Genomic DNA, 15,998 nt, shown 5'->3' with positions numbered 1-15,998 from the left:
TATCAATGCAAAAAGGGACTGCTCAGGCAGTCCCTTTTTGCTGCGTCACCCATTTATCGAGGCAAAGAACGCTATCACTCCTTCAAGGCGCGTTGCGCTGCGAGGGGCTGCGCGTGAAGGCGCCGGGGCGCTTCTCACCGTCTTCGCTCTCGAGATAACGCCTGGCGGCATTCGCCCACCAGGCAAGTTGTTCGAAGGCGCGGTCGAGATAGCCGCCCCATTCCCGGGCATCCTGACTCTCGGCGTAGCCGCCATCTTCATTGAGCACTTCCTGCGCCCGAGGCACGTGAATCATCGCCGAGACCGGCAAGCAGCCCAACTCCGAGAGGAAGGTGCGCATGTTGACCGCTGCGCGTACCCCGCCCCACTGTCCTGCGGAATAAGTCGCAATCACCGAGGGCTTGTAGGAGTAAAGCGAGCTGCCGAAGTGATTTAGGAGATTGGCCAGCGCCGGACTCATGGAATGGTTGTACTCGGGGCTGACCATCACGTAACCATCCGCCGCTTCGATCTGCTGGGCGAGGTTGAGCAAGTCCTGGGGGGCATTGCGCTGCGCATAGGAGAACAGCGGCTTGAAGGGGTCTGCCAGATCGTAATCGAGTGGATCGATCAATACCGCCTCATGGCCACTTTCCTCGAGCTGTGTGACGCAGCACCTGGCAACCCTTTCCCCAAGACGTGCAGGTGCGGGGGGTGTGCTGGTCCGTACCGACCCCAGAAAGACCAGAATCTTCAGTGCCATTGTTCTCTCCTTGTTGCGAGCCCCATGAAGTGGATTTCTGTGCTCGATATTCGCTCTTGCATTGCATCATACTCCGGACTCTGAACACCGATGCACTGCATCGCAAGACACTGCATCGCAAGACACTGCATCAATCTTCATGCTGCGTCTGACACAGATCATGAATGTGCATTCCCAGCCATGCATTCCCCGCCATGAATTTCTTGCCTGGCGGCTTTACCGCCTTCCCCATTCTTTCCTTGATTGCTGCGCCAGCACCCTTCCAACCCCCGCAGGGGCATGACCTGCCGGCATGAACCATATCGCCCTCAGCATCTGCAATTGGCGACTGATCCCCCTCTGCGAAGGTAGCGTGGTGGAGTCTTTGGCGTTGCGTCAGCAGACCCTCCATTTCTCATGACAATACCGATCTCGTATCTCATGGGGCCAAGGCCTCAAGGCCATCCACAAGCCCGTCTCAGGCAATGAGGTAAAGCACAGCTTCATCTCTTTTTGCCTCATGTTAGCCGCAAATATCGAGATTATCGTGACGTGTGGACATCATCCATCACGTCGGTTTCATTTCGTCGGTACGCTGACAATCATGCTGTCTGGGCCATCTTCGCCACAGCCAACTCCGCGTCATGATGCTGCAACAAACATGCACTAAAACTAATTAAGTGTTAGATTTGCCATCCCAAAAGCATGAGAAAACTAACCAACCTCATGACACGAGGAGACAGAAAGGGAATGCAAGACACTCAAGACGTTGCCGTCATCCAGCAGTTCACCGCTTCTTTCACGCATCAGACCCATCGAGAGACAGTGTCTTTCTTTGGTCGCAATCACCCGCTCTTCCGCCATGTGCGCACGCTACGTGAAGACCACCACAGCGCCTCGAAGGCTTACCTCAAGAAGCATAGTGATCACGATGATGTGATCGACAGCAACAGCCAGCATATCTGCCTGATGGACACCCAGCACGACACCCTACTGGGCAGCATTCGCGTCACCCCCGGTAGTCTCGAGTCGCGCACGCTCTTCGATGACAGCGATGCGGTGTCCATCCCGGAGGGCGCCATCTATGAGTTCAGCCGGCTGGTGATGGCCCCGGAGGCAAAGCGATTTGCCCATGGCAATCTACTGATGGCTGCTGCGGCACGTCATGTCAGATCCCGAAAAGGCGATGGCATTCTGGCCTTGTGCAAACGCGCCAACATGAAGATCTTCAAGCGTTTCGGCCTGGCGCCACTGCATGATGCCACGCTCAGGACTGACAAGAACCTGGGAGATCTCTACATGGTGTATGCCAGCATGGAGACCATCATGCACACAGCGAAAAAGCGCTATTCCTCGCCCGAGCAAGCGCCACAGCCAGCGGAACTCTCACCAGACGCCACCTCGCTCTCGCCGGGCCCGGGCCCGGGCCTCGCAAGCCAACCGCTCTGAACGTAGAACGCTCACCAGCCCCCCGTCGTCCGCCATTCTGTGCGCTGCCAGCTCGCGTCTGATCTTGCGCGCAATACCCGGGGCCAAGCCGCCATCCCCCTGATTTGCCATCCCCCTATTGCAGTCGCTGAGGCTTTGCACCATTATTTAATGATAATGATTATCATAATCATGCAGATTTGCTTAAGACGATAATATTCGGTCACGGGAGGGCCTCATGGACGAATGGAAGCATGAAACACAGGCAGGCAATGCGTTGTTCGAACAGGGCGACTACGCCATGGCAGAGCAGCACTATCTCAGCGCCTGCCATTTTTCCGACATCTTTCTGATGCCCTGTGCAGACCCGGATGGCGGCGTCGCGGCACTGGTCGTGAGCTACCAGAATCTGGCGGAGCTCTATCGCGCCCAGGGCCAACACCCGCAAGCGATGCGCGCCCTGCAGGCTGCCCATGCGCGCCTCTCCCATGCGCTCTCCGCCCCGGGTCTGTGCCATGCCCATCAACAGGCCTTACTGCGCGGCAGCGGCCAGGTACGCATGGAAATCATGAACACCGTGCAATGGCTCGGCGTTACCACGCGACGGACCCACCAAGCGAACCCCGCGGGACACTCCACGACGCGGATCCATCACTGACTCTCACCCTCACAGGAGATACGGCATGAAGAAAATCTTCACCGCGAGCGGACTGCTGTTGCTGACCGCCGCCAATACGGCCCTGGCCCACCCGGGACATGACCACAGTGACTGGAGCAGCCCGCTCGTTCACACCCTGTTCTATGGCGCCATCGCAGCCGTCATCGGTACCGCGTACTTCGTCATTCGTCAGTCGCGTCGCAAGCGCCAGAACACTCAGCAAAAGGAGGATTGAGCATGATTCACGCCCTGCTTCGCGGCATTGACCGCCTGGTATCAGTCCCTGCGGCTTCCGCGCACTGTGATATCCCCTGCAAGATCTACGACCCGTCTGCTGCACAGATCGCCGCACTCAGCGTGATTCGCTTCATGGACCTCATCAATGAGCTGGGCCAGAAGGACAGCCCGACGCTGGCAGACCAGGCCTTGTTGGCACGTCTGGTGGAGCAGAAGGAAAGCCACGCTGAGAAAGCCAAGCATGAGATCCGCATAATCTGGGGCGATTACATCAAGCAACCGCAGCGTGATGCCTATCCCAACATCGATGCGCTGGTGCACAGCATCATGCTGGCCGGCTCTGCCTGCAAACAAGGCATCGAGCGGGACAAGGGGGAAAAGCTGCTGACCCTCATCAATGAATTCACCGCGGCGTTCTGGGATACCAAGGGTGTCACGACCTTTACCGCGACCTGCCCGTATCCGCCGTCTGAAACTGTCGTCTATCCGAAGCTGGATTGAGGCAAAGACATGACGCGCCAAAGAACTGATGAAGAGTGAATTAATCAAGAGTGAACGGATGCCCATCGGACTCTATCGCGTCAATGGACTCAGCATGTCTCCCGGCCTTGCGCCGGGAGACTATGTCGTGACGCTGAAACGCTGGAAATCGCGCTATCGCATAGGCGATATCGTGGTGGCACAGCACCCCCACTTCGGCCGAATCATCAAGCGCATCCGCAGGATACAGCCAGACGGCATGCTCTGGCTGGAAGGCACCCATCCTGACAGTACCTCTACTGACAAGATGGGGTTGATGAGGCGCGAGCGGATCCAGGGGCGGGTAATTCGATCCATTTCTCAAAGCACTATGTAAGACTTTTCACGCCACCCTGTGAGACTTGCCCAGCCCGTGTCATGTCTCTGCAGTAGTGTCCCTTCTCTGTCACCCCCTCACACCACCTTCATCAGCCTCAGCGCGTCATAGATCGCCGCATGGGTATTGCGGGTCGCAACAGCGTCACCTATGCGATAGAGCTGAAAGCTGCCCTCTGCTGCGCGCTCGGTGTGTTCCGGGCTCGGGCCGTCCACCGGTTGGGCGAGGCCTGCGATCAGGGCGTCGTAGTCCACTGCCCCGCCATTACGTGAGTGAGGCTTGAGTTCGAAGTAGAGATCTTCCATCGGGCGGGCGCCGTAGTTGACCACTACCTGATCGACAAGGCGCTGATCCGCGTAGGCACCGGTGCCCTTGCCCTGCGCCACGGCGTCATCCAGATAATCACTGCCGATATGGGCGATCAGCTGGCCATCTTCACTACGCGTGACACTGCCGAGGCGATAGGTCGGCGTGAAGGTGACGGCGAGACGTTGCAGGCTGCGCATGTAAGGCACCAGGTTCATGGCCATGATTTCCGGCGCGAAGGTGCGATCTGGCGTCATCATCTCGAGCCTGGCACCGGAGTTGGCGATCATCTCGGCGGCCTGTAGCGCAGCGTGGTCTCCCGCATCATCGAACAGCAGCACGTTGCGGCCAGGCGTGACATGGCCTGAGAGAATGTCCCAACTGGAGACGACCAGCTCGCTGCCGACCTGCGGCATGTCTTCCTCGGGATAGCCACCGGTGGCGACGATGACGACATCGGGTTGCTCCGCCAGCACATCCTCGGCCTCGGCGAAGACGTTGTAGCGCATCTCGACGCCGAGCGCCTCACAGCGACTGATGCGCCAATCGATGATGCCGATCATCTCGCGTCGCCGCTCGCTCTGAGCGGTGAGGCGAATCTGGCCACCCGGCTGGTCGGCCGCTTCCAGCACCACCACCTGATGCCCACGCTCACCGGCGACGCGTGCGGCCTCGAGCCCTGCCGGGCCCGCGCCGATGATCACGACCTTCCGGGTGACCTCGGCAGGCGCGATATCATGCGGTTGCTCCAGCTCCCGCCCGGTCGCAGCGTTATGAATGCAGTAGGCGGAGCCGCCCTGATAGATGCGATCGAGACAATAGTTGGCTCCGACACAGGGGCGGATGGTCTCCTCCTGCTTGGCCATCAGCTTGCGCACGATGTGCGGGTCCGCCATGTGGGCGCGCGTCATGCCGACCATGTCGACCTTGCCAGTGGCGATGGCGTGGCGCGCGGTGGCGATGTCCTGAATCTTGGCGCCGTGGAAGGTCGGGAAATCCATTGCTTCGCGAATCTGTCCGGCAAAGTCGAGATGCGGCGCACTGGCCATGCCCTGGATCGGGATGACATCGGTGAGGCCCGCATCGGTATCGATATGGCCGCGCACCACATTGAGAAAATCGACCTGACCGCTATCGCGCAGCAGGCGCGAGACTTCCAGGCCATCGCTGGCATCAAGCCCGCCACTCAGACACTCATCTCCGGTGTAGCGGACGCCGACGATGAACTCGTTGCCCACCCGTGCGCGAATGGCGCTCAACACTTCCATGGTGAAGCGCAGTCGACTCTCGAGACTGCCGCCGTAGGGGCCCTCCAGGGTATTGGTGAGCGGCGACCAGAACTGGTCCATCAGATGGCCATAGGCCTGCAACTCGATACCGTCTAGGCCGGCTGCCTGCATGCGCTCGGCGGCGTCGGCGTAGTCCTGGATCAGCCGTGCGATATCCCAGTCCTCGACCCGCTTGGGAAAGGCGCGGTGCGCCGCCTCACGACGATGGGACGCCGAAACCGCCGGCAGCCAGTCGGCCTTGTCCCAACGTGTGCGGCGTCCTAGGTGAGTGAGCTGGATCATCACCGCGGTGCCGTGCTCGTGACAGGCATCCGTCAGCTCGCTGAGCCACGGCACCACCTCATCGCGATACGCCAGGATGTTGTTGAACACCGGCGGGCTGTCCTTGGCGATCGAGGCAGAACCCGCCGTCATGGTCAGGGCGATACCGGCGCGCGCCCGCTCCTCGTGATAGGCGCGATAACGCGCCTTGGGCATGCCATCTTCCGGATAGGCAGGCTCGTGGGAGGTCATCATCAAGCGATTCTTGAGGGTCAGATGCTTGAGCGTGAACGGCGTGAGCAGCGGGTCCTGAGCCATGTGGCCTCCTGATGAGCAGACAGCGAGAACAGGGGTGTCTTTATTGAGTACACCTGTGTACATACGCTGACTATAGTCCTAGGCTTCAGGCCATGCGTCGCCGGACACGCCGTTCTCGCCCGCCTGACGCAGCCAGACTCGTCGCTGTCGCAAACAGCATGCTCATGCTGTCATCGCACGATCGACCTTACATGAGCCCCCACCATCCCCCGCCTTTCAGGAGACCGCCCATGCCAGAGTCCCCATGCGTCCCCCCGGCAAGTGACGGCGCCCAGGCTGCCGGGCGCGGCAAGGCCGAGGACTGGCTGGAAGCCGCCTATCAGCAGCTGTTGCTGGGCGGCGTGGATTCGGTGCGCGTCCTGACACTGGCCAAGACGCTGGGCCTGTCACGCACCAGCTTCTACTGGAGCTTCAAGGACCGCGACGCCCTGCTCACCGCGCTGCTCGCGCGCTGGGATGCTCACAATACCGCCGGCCTGATCGGGCGCTGCGAGCAATACGCCGCCACGGTGGTGGAAGCCATGCTCAATGTCTTCGACTGCTGGCTGGATGCATCACTGTTCGATGCACGCTTCGAGCTGGCGATCCGCAACTGGGCCTCTCAGAACGCGGAGGTCGCCGCTGCCGTCGCCCGCGCCGATCAGGCACGCATTCAGGCGCTGACCAGCATGCTGATGTGCTACGGCCAGCCCGAGCAACTCGCCAACGTGCGGGCACGCACCACCTACCTGACCCAGATCGGCTATCTGTCGATGCGCACTCAGGAAAGCGTCAGCGAGCGCATCAGCCGCGTCGCTGAGTATGTCGAGGTCTTCGTCGGCGAGCGCTGCGAGCCTCAGGAGCTGGCACGCTTCGCGGCCCGACACCCGGCCTGAAAGGACAAAGCCCTCACCGACGGCAGTCGGCAAGGGCTTGGCAGAAACATCAACGGCTAGCTGTCACATTCAATGGCGCTCGATCAAGCTCTTGGCGCAGGATCGAGCTCAGGGGTCAGCTTGGAGCAGAGCGCGGCTCAGAAGGCTTCCCACTCCTCTTCTTCGCGACGCCGGGATCCGCGCGCGGCGCTTGCCGGCGGCGTAAAGGCAGACTGCTCGCCATCCGCCATCGGCTGAGTGTTCATGTGAGACATGGACTGATGCGACACGGATTGGCGCGACATTGACGATGTTGCCATGTCTTGAGCGCCTGCCACCTTGAAGCCTGCCATCATCTGCTCCAGTGCCTGGGCCTGGGCGCTCATGCTGCGCGCCGCGTCACTGACCTGATTGACCAGGGTGGTGTTCTGCTGCGTCATCGCATCCAGCTCGCTCACCGCCGTATTCACCTGGCCGACGCCGGCACTCTGTTCACGCGCCCCGGCACTGATCTCGGCGATCATGTCGTTGACGCGCTCGACACTGGAGAGAATCTCGGCCATCGCCTGACTGGCGTCCTTCACCTGCGCCACGCCCTGCTGCGTGTGCGAGATCGACTCGTCGATCAGGCCGCGAATCTCGCGGGATGCATCACTCGAGCGCGTCGCCAGGGTGCGCACTTCCTGCGCGACCACCGCAAAGCCACGCCCATGCTCACCGGCCCGCGCCGCTTCCACCGAGGCATTCAGCGCCAGGATGTTGGTCTGGAAGGCGATGCCGTCGATCAGGCTGATGATCTCGCTGATGCGCTCGGCAGAGCGGTTGATGTCTTCCATGCTCGCCTGCGCCTTGCGCATGTCGTCATTGCCGCGGCGCGCCTGCTCGGAGGTCGAATTGACCAGCTGACTGGCCTGCTGGGCGGAATCGGCACTGTGCTGCACGGTGGTGGTGATTTCCTCCATCGAGGCCGAGGTTTCCTGCAGGCTGGAGGCGGACTGCTCGGTGCGTGCCGAAAGCTCCTCGTTGCCCTGGGCAATCTCGCCGGCAGCCTGATTGACGGCGCCCGTGGTGCCCCGCACCTGACCCACCACTCGACTCAGGTCCTCGCCGACACTGTTCATGGCCGCGGTCAGCTTGCCGATCTCATCCTGACGCTGACTGGTAATGCGCTGGGACAGATCGCCCCGCGCCAGTGCCTGCGCCAGTGATACCAGCGCATCCAGCGGACGGCTGATCAGACGCCGCTCGAGGAAGTAGAGAATGCCGGCCACGGCCAGCGCCAACAGCAGTGCCAGCCCGAAGACCTGATTGCGGACCTGCGTGATGCCCGCCGTCACTTCCTGCTTGTCGATCGTGGTCGCCACCACCCAGTCCCACGCCGGATAGTGCTGGAAGCTGGTGATACGGTCACTGTCTTCGCCCGCCAGTCGGTAATCGATCTGACCGCTGTCGGCGGCGAAGAGCGGCGCGAAGGCCGGCTCGCCCTGCGCATTATTGAAGTCCATCAGCGAGCGGCCCTGCCACTGCCCCGTCGTCAGCACCTTGCCCTGCTGGCCCGGCGCCGTGCTCGCCACCAGACTGAAGTCCTTCTCATGCAACTGGATATTGGTGATGGTGGCATACAGCTCATCGATCTGCTCGCCGACATCCACCCCGATGAACGAGGCACCGATGAGGTTGTCATTGAAGTCGGTGATCGGACGATAGCGCGTCATGTAGTGACGGCCCGCCAGATAGAGCATGCCGGTATAGGGCTGTCCGGCATTCAGCGCATCCTTGACCCCACCACTCAGCGTCAGCCCGAGCAGGCTTGAGCCATCTTCGGTCTTGAGGGTGGTGGCAATGCGCACGAAGTCCTCACCATCGCGCACGAAGAAGCTGACCGGCGCACCGGTGCGATTGGCGAAGTCGGCCAGATAACCGGATTGATTGTTGAGCATGAAGCCGGCATTGAGCAGCGCCGGTGCATCGCGCTCGCCGATCGGTAGACGTCGGTCCTCGATCAGCGTGAAGTTGTCAGGAATGGTCGCCAGGAAGGCATTGAGCATGCGCGTCACGCTGGACTGCATGGTGGTATCGAACAGTTCGATGGTGTTGGTGATCTGTTGCTGCTGCTGAGCGAGAGCGCGTTCTGTCTCGCCTTCCACCTGATGCATGCTGGCCGTCGAGAACACCAGGCCCAGCGCCGTGAAGGCCGCCATCATCAACAGCAATACCAGCAAGGCAAGCTTGCTGCCGACACTGGCGCGGGCCAGACGCTTTTTTATTGTCATCACTACGCGATACCCCGATCCATGAGAGAAGTATCACGTCTATCGGCCACCGGACTCAGAACTGTAGCGTTGCTGCTGACGAGTGGGTGCTGACGAGTTCTTGCGAGTTGATTCTGACCAGCGGCGACTTGGAGCGCCGCTGGTCAGTACGCCCCCATTCATGACTCTCTCAGCCATCGCCCCCTAATCCATTGCCCTCTCATCCTTCCCCCCTCAGCGTGTCGCCTGCCACCAGTCATCCAGCAGCTGGCGTTCGGCATCGGTCATCTGGGTCATGTTGGCCAGCGGCATGCTCTTGTCGACCACCGTGCGCTGGTGGATGCGCATGGCCTGACGCTGGATGTCATCCCAGCCATTGAAGGCCACGCCGGCTGCCGGAGCCGTCAAACCGATCAAGTTCGGCGTATCACTGTGACAGCCGGCGCAGCGTTGCTCGACGATATGACTGACCTTGTCTCGCAAGGCCTGATTCTCCCCCGGGGCCTCATTGCCAGCTGCGCTGCTGGCCGCGACAGATGCTGAAGGCGCGCTTGTCTCGACAGTCGCGGGCGCCGTCTGTGAGCGCGGCGCGCAGAGCAGGATCACGCCGATCAACGCCAACACTGCCCCCACGGGTACCCACAGACGCTTGACGCCCTTGTGGTGATCCACCGTGGCGATACGGATAAGACCGCCCGTCACCAGCAACAGCAGAATGACGCCCAGGCGATAGTCATTGGCATACAGCAGCGGGTAGTGGTTGCTGATCATCATCAGCACCGCAGGCAGCGTGATGAAGGTGTTGTGCACCGAGCGCTGCTTTGCGCGCTGGCCGTGGATCGGGTCCGGCGTTTCCCCACGCTTGGCAGCAGCCAGCAGGGCCTTCTGACCCGGGATGATCACATTGAAGACGTTGCCCGCCATAATGCTGCCCATCAGCGCGCCCATCAGCAGGAAGGCGGCACGCCCCGAGAACAGTTCGGTCGCGGCCCACGCCGCCAGCGTCAGCCACACACCGACCGCGACGAACAGCGCCCCGGCATGGCGCTTGAAGGGGCTGCGACACAGCGCCTCGTAGCCCAGCCAGCCACCGACGAGCACGCCCAGAGCGCTGCACACGGCCAGGGTGCCGCTCATCTCGAACACGCGCGGGTCGATCAGGTAGGCATGCGGCTGCAGCAGGTAGATCAGCGTGAACAGCCCCATCCCGGACAACCAGGTGACATAGGCCTCCCACTTGAACCAGTGGATCTCGCTGGGCAGCGTTTCGCTGACCCCATCATGACGAAACAGATGATAGAGACCGCCACCATGCACCGCCCACAGCTCGCCGCCGGGGCGGCCATCCACCGCATGAGTGGCCGGCTTTCGCCGATTGTCGAGCCAGATGAAGAAGAACGATGCGCCGATCCAGGCGATCCCCGCCATGACATGCAGCCAGCGGGTCAGCAGCATCGCCCAATCGAGAAGATATGCGCTCATGCCGGCTCCTTAGCTGCCGCGGTAGACACTGTAGGCCCACGGGGTGACCAGCAGCGGAATGTGATAATGGCCGCTGGCCTCGAGGGTGAACTCGACCGGCACGCGGCCGAGCATGCCCTGGCCCACCGCGCGGCTGGCAAAGTAATCCCCGACCTGAAACGTCAGACGATAGACGCCGGAGAGATCAGCGGAAGCGTCGGTTTCCTCAAGCAGCGGCGCATCGAGACGCCCATCGGCATTGGTCGTGACCTGCGCTAACTCGTGAAAGTGACCCTGCGCATCCTGGCGCTCCAGGGTGATATGCACACCGCTGGCAGCGATGCCTTCGGCCTGATTGAGCACATGCGTCGTCAGTCTGGGCATGGCGATTTCCTGTTCTTGTGTGGATGTGGCGGGTACGGCTGGGCTCTGTACGACGAGGGCCTGTACGTATCGACCCCGTAGCAATGCAAGCTGTACGAATGAAGACGGTGTTTCGGTTTTCTGGCCTGTCCTGCTCTGGCCTGCCGTCAGCGGTTGGTGGTATTGCACCCGATGAGTGCATTGCTGCATTCTGACCGATCGGTCAAGGTGCAGGCCGTATCGCCCCATGACAGACGCCGCTCGGTGCCGTCAGGCAAGCCGGTGGCGATACAGCCTTGTCGTCAACCACTGGCATGGCGATGCAACGTGTGACACAGCGTTGGTCAGACGCGTTGCCAGCGACGGCATGCGCCTTGCAAGCTGATGATTCCTTGAGCTTTTCAAACCTATCCCCCTCTCTGGAGCAAGGCGCATGCCAATCGAGACCCCGATGCACTATCTGGTAATGCTGGACACGCTCAACGCCCTGCCACCCGAGGCGCTGGCACGACGCTTGAGTGGTCTCTATGAGCACTCGGACTGGGTGGTGGAACGCGCCGCGGCAGAGCGTCCGTTCGCGAGCATGGAAGTCCTGCTGACGGCGTGTGCCAATGCGGTACGCCAGGCCAATGATGTCGAGCGCCACCAATTGATTCTGGCCCATCCTGAGCTGGCTGCCGGCAAGCTGGAGACCCTGACGCCCGCCTCGCAGGGCGAGCAGCGTGGCGCAGGGCTGGATCAGCTCGATGACGCCACCCGTGAACGCTTCCTGACGGCCAATGCCGACTACCAGGCCCGCCACGGCATTCCGTTCATCATCTGCGTCAAGGGCCACAGCGCCACCAGCATTCTCGAGGAACTGGAGCGCCGCCTGCCGCAATCCACCGAGGCGGAATACCAGGAGGCTCTGGCCCAGATAAATGCGATCGCCGCAGTGCGCCTGCCGGGGCTGCTCGAGGCCAGTTAGTGACCAGCGCCCCTGCGGCCGCTAATAGGTTCTGTCTACCGCGTTCTGTCTCATGCGTGCTGTCCTACACGTGCCTGGCGGCCACGGCCTCGATACTGGCGATCAGTGCCGCCAGGGCCTTGGCGACATCGTCTTCGGTCACCGCCTCCAGCGGGTGGTGGCTGATACCGCGCTCACAGCGCAGGAACAGCATGCCCACCGGGCACAGATGACTGACCGCCATGGCGTCATGCCCGGCACCACTCGGTAGCCGGAATGGCGCCTGACCGATGGCGGCAATACCGGCATCGACGGCCTGCATCAATCCCTCGTCACAGGCCACGGCATCGGCCGCATGCGTCTGCTCACAGTGGAAGGTGAGGCCCCGTCGCGCCGCGATTCGATGTGCCTCGTTCAAGAGTTCATCCAGCGCACGATCCCGCTGCGCATCGTCCAGCGCGCGGATATCCAGACTCAGTGCCGCCCCCCCGGGGATGACATTCACCGCCCCGGGACGCAGCTCGCAACAACCCACGGTCGCGACCAGCGAGTGGTCCGCCATGTCAGCGCGCTTGCCCGCCTGGACATCACACGCCAGCGATTCCACCGCCAGTGTCCACTCCGCCGCCGCACACAGCGCATCCTGACGCAGCGCCATCGGCGTGGTGCCGGCATGCCCCGCCTGGCCGACGAAGTTGACCGCGAAGCGTCGCGCGCCGGCGATGCCGGTCACGGTGCCCAGCGCCAGATTCTCGGCTTCCAGCACCGGGCCCTGCTCGATGTGTACTTCCAGATAACCCAGCGGCGGATTCGCCTGCAGGCTGGCCCCGGCAGCCGTCTGCCCGGAAAGCCCGAAACGTTCGAGCGCGTCGCCAAGCGGGATGCCGTCCTCATCCTCTACCCGCTCCCAGTCCGACTGCCAGCGTCCGGCGATGGCATGGCTGCCGAGCAGGGTCGCACCGAAGCGGGTGCCCTCTTCATCACCGAAACCGACCACTTCCAGCGCGAAGGGCAAGCTCAGCTCGCCGGCATCGGCGCGCTGCCTGAAATGTGTCAAGGCGGCCACCCCGAGCAGGACACCAAGAATGCCGTCATAACGGCCGGCGTCCGGCACACTGTCCAGATGCGAGCCGATCACCAGTCGCGGCACGCCGGCTTCGCTGTCAGCGGCAGCGGTGAGAGCGGGTGGACACCAGCGGCCCCAGAGATTACCGGCGCCATCCTGCCAGCTGCGCAGACCGGCAGCCTTGAGCCAGCCAGCCGTGGTGGCGTTGGCGGCGGCGTGTTCCGGCGTCAGATAGCGACGGTCGATCCCGCTGTCGCTGCGTGAGATCGCCGCCAGGGTGTCGCAGGCGGCCAGCACATCGGCGGCCGTTTCCAGCGGCGCGATGGCGTCCGGGGGTATGGATCCGGCATCGCTCATGACTGGCCTCCCGTGCCGGGATTGGCACGGCCATTGGCCGCCTGACCCTGATGCTCCTGATAGAAGTCCAGCGCGGCGCCGACGCCACCGCCGGCCACAGTCTTGACGCCACCCCGGCGCAGGGTCTGCTCCAGCGCCGCCAGCGTGGTCAGCACGGTATCGCGACGCGCGTTGTAGCCCATCACGCCGAGACGCCAGACCTTGCCGTGCAGCGGGCCGAAACTGGTGCCGATCTCGATTCCGAAGTCCTCCAGCATGCTGCGGCGCAGACCATCGCCATCCAGGCCGTCGGGAATCATCACCGCGCTGACGTTGTTCATGCGGTGGGCCTGATCGCCGAACAGCGCGAGCCCCAGCCCCTTCAAGCCTTCGACCATCGCTTGACCATGCAGCGCATGGCGCGCGATGGCGTTGTCCATGCCCTCATTGACCAGCAGGCGCGCACACTCACGTGCGCCATACAGCATGCTGGTAGCTTCGGTGTGGTGATTGAGGCGAAGCTCTCCCCAGTAATCGAGCACCATGGAGAGATCGAAATAGTTGGAGCGGATGCGCGCGCCCGGCTCCGCCAGACGATCACTGCCGCTGCTGATGCCCGCCTCGACATGCCGCCGGGCATGCACCACCTCCACCGCACGCGGCGACAGCGTCAACGGCGAGCTGCCTGACGGCCCCGCCAGACACTTCTGCAAGCCTGCGGTGACGGCGTCCAGCCCCCACTCATCGGTCTTGAGCGGATTGCCCGCCAATGACGCCGTGGCATCGCTGTAGAACAGCACGCCTTCGCGGCGACAGATGGCACCGATGTCTTCCAGCGGCTGGCACATGGTGGTCGAGGTATCGCCCTGCACCAGTGCCAGCACGCTGGGCTTGACCTCGCGAATGGCGGCTTCGATCTGCTCCGGGCGGAACACCTGGCCCCACTCGCATTCCAGCGTATGGACTTCGGCACCACAGCGCTCGGCGATCTCGCGCAGCAGATGACCGAAACGGCCGAAGATCGGCACCAGCACCCGCTCCCCCGGCTGGATCAGCGAGACCAGCACCGCCTCGATACCGGCACGCGAGGTGCCATCGATCAACAGGGTGGCATCATTGGTGGTCTCGAAGACGCCGCGATAGAGCTGCATCGTCTCGTTCATGTAGTGCGTCATCGCCGGGTCGTACTGGCCGATCAAGGGAGCGGAAAGCGCTCGCAATACACGCGGATCCGCATTGATCGGACCGGGGCCCATCAGCAGGCGCTGGGGAGGATGAATCTGGTCAAAGGTCGGGCTCACGGTCGCTCCTCGTGCAGCAGGGCATGGAATGCGGAAAGACTCGCCAACTCGCCGAGCCTCATGACCACACTACTGCAACAAGTGCGCCAGAATTTAAGAAATGAAACAAATGTTGAATTGCGGATGTATTCGACGGGCGCCACCGCCCTGTCATGGCGTGCGCATCGAGGGGCAAAAGGCTCTCTGATAACCGAGTGACAGAAAGGCAGCCCGGTAAAAGACGGCATGGCTGCAAGATAACGCTATAATTTTGCTGACCACACTGACCGGTGTCGCTCTGACAGTGCATGCCTTGCCTGCCAGGCACCATGACGGGGCATGAATGAGCTGAATCGACGCTTTCATTACCTGTTTCATGCGCCGGCGCTCAGTGCCCGAGGCTGAACTCGCCACATGAGTCTGTTATACAAGGAGGCATCGGATGAGTGAGGGTTGCCTCATCCGACCTGATCATCGCTGCCGGAGAGCCACATGACGCTGGAACAACGCCTGGAACGAGCAACGGAACTGGCCAGACAGGCTGGTGAACGCATGGTGCAAGCGCGCGAGGAACAGGGTTTCGCGCACCATTACAAGAAAGGCGATGAGCTGGTCACCGACATCGACGTGGCGATCGATACCTTCCTGGCGGAAGCGCTCGAAGCCGAATTTCCCGAGGATGCGCGCCTTACCGAAGAGCTGTCGCCTGAGCGGGACGTGATCGGTACCAAGGGCGGCCTGTGGGTGATCGACCCCATTGATGGTACCGTCAATTTTGCACATGGCCTGCGCCATGTCGCCGTGTCCATCGCCTGGTGCGAGCGCGGCAAGATCCAGATGGGGGTCGTGCATGCGCCCTTCCTCCGCGAGACCTTCACCGCCATCCGCGGCAAGGGGGCCTGGCTCAACGGCGAGAGCATCTCGGTCAGCGAGACCGATGAGATGAGCCGCGCACTGGTCGCGACCGGCTTCCCCTACAACCGTGACAGCCGTCCGCCGCTGCTCAAGCGCCTTTCGGCCATGCTGCTGGTCTGTCAGGATGTGCGCCGCAACGGCAGTGCCGCGCTGGATCTCTGTGATGTGGCGTGCGGACGTCTGGATGCCTATTACGAAAGCGTCTCCCCCTGGGACTTTGCGGCGGGTCTTCTGATCGCGCGTGAAGCCGGCGCACGCACGGGTCACCTGTATCGCTGTCCGGACGGCATTCCCGATGAGCTTTATGGCGAGAATATCGTGGTGGCCTCACCGGCCTTGCATGCTCCGCTCAAGCGCCTGCTGGAAGAGGCCGATGCCAGTTCAGGGCTGCCGGGGCTGTAGTGAAGAACTCAAATACAGGACTGTAGTGACGCGGCTGTGATGACCTGAC

At 62.2% G+C, this 15,998-nt stretch carries 15 protein-coding genes; 8 read left to right on the top strand and 7 right to left on the bottom strand.

The features are described 5' to 3' along the window. Nucleotides 1-82: 82 nt before the first annotated feature. Nucleotides 83-742, bottom strand: a complete 660-nt coding sequence (locus AOG28_RS08565; protein WP_200906759.1) for an NADPH-dependent FMN reductase — start codon at nt 740-742, stop codon at nt 83-85. Between the two features lie 729 nt (nt 743-1,471). On the opposite strand from AOG28_RS08565, the gene AOG28_RS08555 reads away from it, so the two are divergent. The 5 genes from AOG28_RS08555 (at nt 1,472) to sodX (ending at nt 3,900) form a co-directional block, all read left to right on the top strand. Then, nucleotides 1,472-2,170 (top strand): hypothetical protein, encoded by a 699-nt coding sequence (locus AOG28_RS08555; protein WP_054556066.1) that lies wholly within the window; start codon nt 1,472-1,474, stop codon nt 2,168-2,170. 217 nt (nt 2,171-2,387) lie between these two features. After that, nucleotides 2,388-2,807: a tetratricopeptide repeat protein gene (locus tag AOG28_RS08550; RefSeq protein WP_054556065.1), complete on the top strand. Its 420-nt coding sequence runs from the start codon at nt 2,388-2,390 to the stop codon at nt 2,805-2,807. Between the two features lie 25 nt (nt 2,808-2,832). Next, nucleotides 2,833-3,042, top strand: coding sequence for a hypothetical protein (locus tag AOG28_RS08545; protein ID WP_054556064.1), 210 nt, complete (start codon nt 2,833-2,835; stop codon nt 3,040-3,042). 2 nt (nt 3,043-3,044) lie between these two features. Next, a complete protein-coding gene (gene sodN, locus AOG28_RS08540; RefSeq protein WP_054556063.1) occupies nt 3,045-3,545 on the top strand; it encodes a superoxide dismutase, Ni in 501 nt (166 codons plus the stop codon). 58 nt (nt 3,546-3,603) lie between these two features. Beyond that, entirely contained in the window at nt 3,604-3,900 is a 297-nt protein-coding gene (gene sodX / locus AOG28_RS08535) for a nickel-type superoxide dismutase maturation protease (protein WP_054556062.1), read from the top strand. A 77-nt stretch (nt 3,901-3,977) separates the two neighbouring features. Here sodX and AOG28_RS08530 read toward each other — a convergent pair whose 3' ends face one another. Continuing rightward, nucleotides 3,978-6,074, bottom strand: coding sequence for an NADH:flavin oxidoreductase (locus AOG28_RS08530; RefSeq protein WP_054556061.1), 2,097 nt, complete (start codon nt 6,072-6,074; stop codon nt 3,978-3,980). Nucleotides 6,075-6,304: 230 nt separating this feature from the next. Between AOG28_RS08530 and AOG28_RS08525 the strand changes: the two genes are divergently transcribed. After that, a complete protein-coding gene (locus tag AOG28_RS08525; protein ID WP_054556060.1) occupies nt 6,305-6,949 on the top strand; it encodes a TetR/AcrR family transcriptional regulator in 645 nt (214 codons plus the stop codon). Nucleotides 6,950-7,086: 137 nt separating this feature from the next. On the opposite strand, the gene AOG28_RS08520 is transcribed toward AOG28_RS08525, so the two are convergent. The 3 genes from AOG28_RS08520 to uraH all read right to left on the bottom strand — a co-directional run bounded on the left by AOG28_RS08520 (nt 7,087) and on the right by uraH (nt 11,025). Beyond that, nucleotides 7,087-9,201: a methyl-accepting chemotaxis protein gene (locus tag AOG28_RS08520; RefSeq protein ID WP_054556059.1), complete on the bottom strand. Its 2,115-nt coding sequence runs from the start codon at nt 9,199-9,201 to the stop codon at nt 7,087-7,089. 213 nt (nt 9,202-9,414) lie between these two features. After that, on the bottom strand, nt 9,415-10,662 hold the full coding sequence (locus tag AOG28_RS08515) for a urate hydroxylase PuuD (protein ID WP_054556058.1): 1,248 nt from the start codon (nt 10,660-10,662) through the stop codon (nt 9,415-9,417). 9 nt (nt 10,663-10,671) lie between these two features. Beyond that, nucleotides 10,672-11,025, bottom strand: a complete 354-nt coding sequence (gene uraH, locus AOG28_RS08510; RefSeq protein ID WP_054556057.1) for a hydroxyisourate hydrolase — start codon at nt 11,023-11,025, stop codon at nt 10,672-10,674. A 412-nt stretch (nt 11,026-11,437) separates the two neighbouring features. On the opposite strand from uraH, the gene uraD reads away from it, so the two are divergent. After that, a complete protein-coding gene (uraD, locus tag AOG28_RS08505; protein WP_054556056.1) occupies nt 11,438-11,971 on the top strand; it encodes a 2-oxo-4-hydroxy-4-carboxy-5-ureidoimidazoline decarboxylase in 534 nt (177 codons plus the stop codon). A gap of 64 nt (nt 11,972-12,035) precedes the next feature. Here the strand turns inward: uraD and AOG28_RS08500 are convergent, their stop codons facing one another. Both AOG28_RS08500 and AOG28_RS08495 read right to left on the bottom strand, forming a co-directional pair. Then, nucleotides 12,036-13,373, bottom strand: a complete 1,338-nt coding sequence (locus AOG28_RS08500) for an allantoate amidohydrolase (RefSeq protein WP_054556055.1) — start codon at nt 13,371-13,373, stop codon at nt 12,036-12,038. Then, on the bottom strand, nt 13,370-14,653 hold the full coding sequence (locus AOG28_RS08495) for a pyridoxal-phosphate-dependent aminotransferase family protein (RefSeq protein WP_235506999.1): 1,284 nt from the start codon (nt 14,651-14,653) through the stop codon (nt 13,370-13,372). The genes AOG28_RS08500 and AOG28_RS08495 overlap by 4 nt, the downstream gene beginning before the upstream one ends. Nucleotides 14,654-15,124: 471 nt before the next feature. Between AOG28_RS08495 and AOG28_RS08490 the strand changes: the two genes are divergently transcribed. Further along, nucleotides 15,125-15,949, top strand: a complete 825-nt coding sequence (locus AOG28_RS08490) for an inositol monophosphatase family protein (RefSeq protein WP_054556054.1) — start codon at nt 15,125-15,127, stop codon at nt 15,947-15,949. Nucleotides 15,950-15,998: the final 49 nt, after the last annotated feature.

It is taken from the genome of Cobetia sp. UCD-24C, assembly GCF_001306765.1.
Taxonomy (GTDB): Bacteria; Pseudomonadota; Gammaproteobacteria; order Pseudomonadales; family Halomonadaceae; genus Cobetia; species Cobetia amphilecti.
Note: the sequence above shows the minus strand (reverse complement) of the source record. Positions and strands in the feature narration are given on the sequence as shown.

Coding starts and splice junctions, on each gene's coding strand:
- sodN (WP_054556063.1), top strand. CDS start 3,045: ATGATTCACGCCCTGCTTCGCGGCATTGACCGCCTGGTATCAGTCCCT.
- AOG28_RS08550 (WP_054556065.1), top strand. CDS start 2,388: ATGGACGAATGGAAGCATGAAACACAGGCAGGCAATGCGTTGTTCGAA.
- AOG28_RS08565 (WP_200906759.1), bottom strand. CDS start 742: ATGGCACTGAAGATTCTGGTCTTTCTGGGGTCGGTACGGACCAGCACA.
- AOG28_RS08490 (WP_054556054.1), top strand. CDS start 15,125: ATGACGCTGGAACAACGCCTGGAACGAGCAACGGAACTGGCCAGACAG.
- AOG28_RS08545 (WP_054556064.1), top strand. CDS start 2,833: ATGAAGAAAATCTTCACCGCGAGCGGACTGCTGTTGCTGACCGCCGCC.
- sodX (WP_054556062.1), top strand. CDS start 3,604: ATGCCCATCGGACTCTATCGCGTCAATGGACTCAGCATGTCTCCCGGC.
- AOG28_RS08525 (WP_054556060.1), top strand. CDS start 6,305: ATGCCAGAGTCCCCATGCGTCCCCCCGGCAAGTGACGGCGCCCAGGCT.
- uraH (WP_054556057.1), bottom strand. CDS start 11,025: ATGCCCAGACTGACGACGCATGTGCTCAATCAGGCCGAAGGCATCGCT.
- uraD (WP_054556056.1), top strand. CDS start 11,438: ATGCCAATCGAGACCCCGATGCACTATCTGGTAATGCTGGACACGCTC.
- AOG28_RS08530 (WP_054556061.1), bottom strand. CDS start 6,074: ATGGCTCAGGACCCGCTGCTCACGCCGTTCACGCTCAAGCATCTGACC.
- AOG28_RS08500 (WP_054556055.1), bottom strand. CDS start 13,373: ATGAGCGATGCCGGATCCATACCCCCGGACGCCATCGCGCCGCTGGAA.
- AOG28_RS08515 (WP_054556058.1), bottom strand. CDS start 10,662: ATGAGCGCATATCTTCTCGATTGGGCGATGCTGCTGACCCGCTGGCTG.
- AOG28_RS08520 (WP_054556059.1), bottom strand. CDS start 9,201: ATGACAATAAAAAAGCGTCTGGCCCGCGCCAGTGTCGGCAGCAAGCTT.
- AOG28_RS08555 (WP_054556066.1), top strand. CDS start 1,472: ATGCAAGACACTCAAGACGTTGCCGTCATCCAGCAGTTCACCGCTTCT.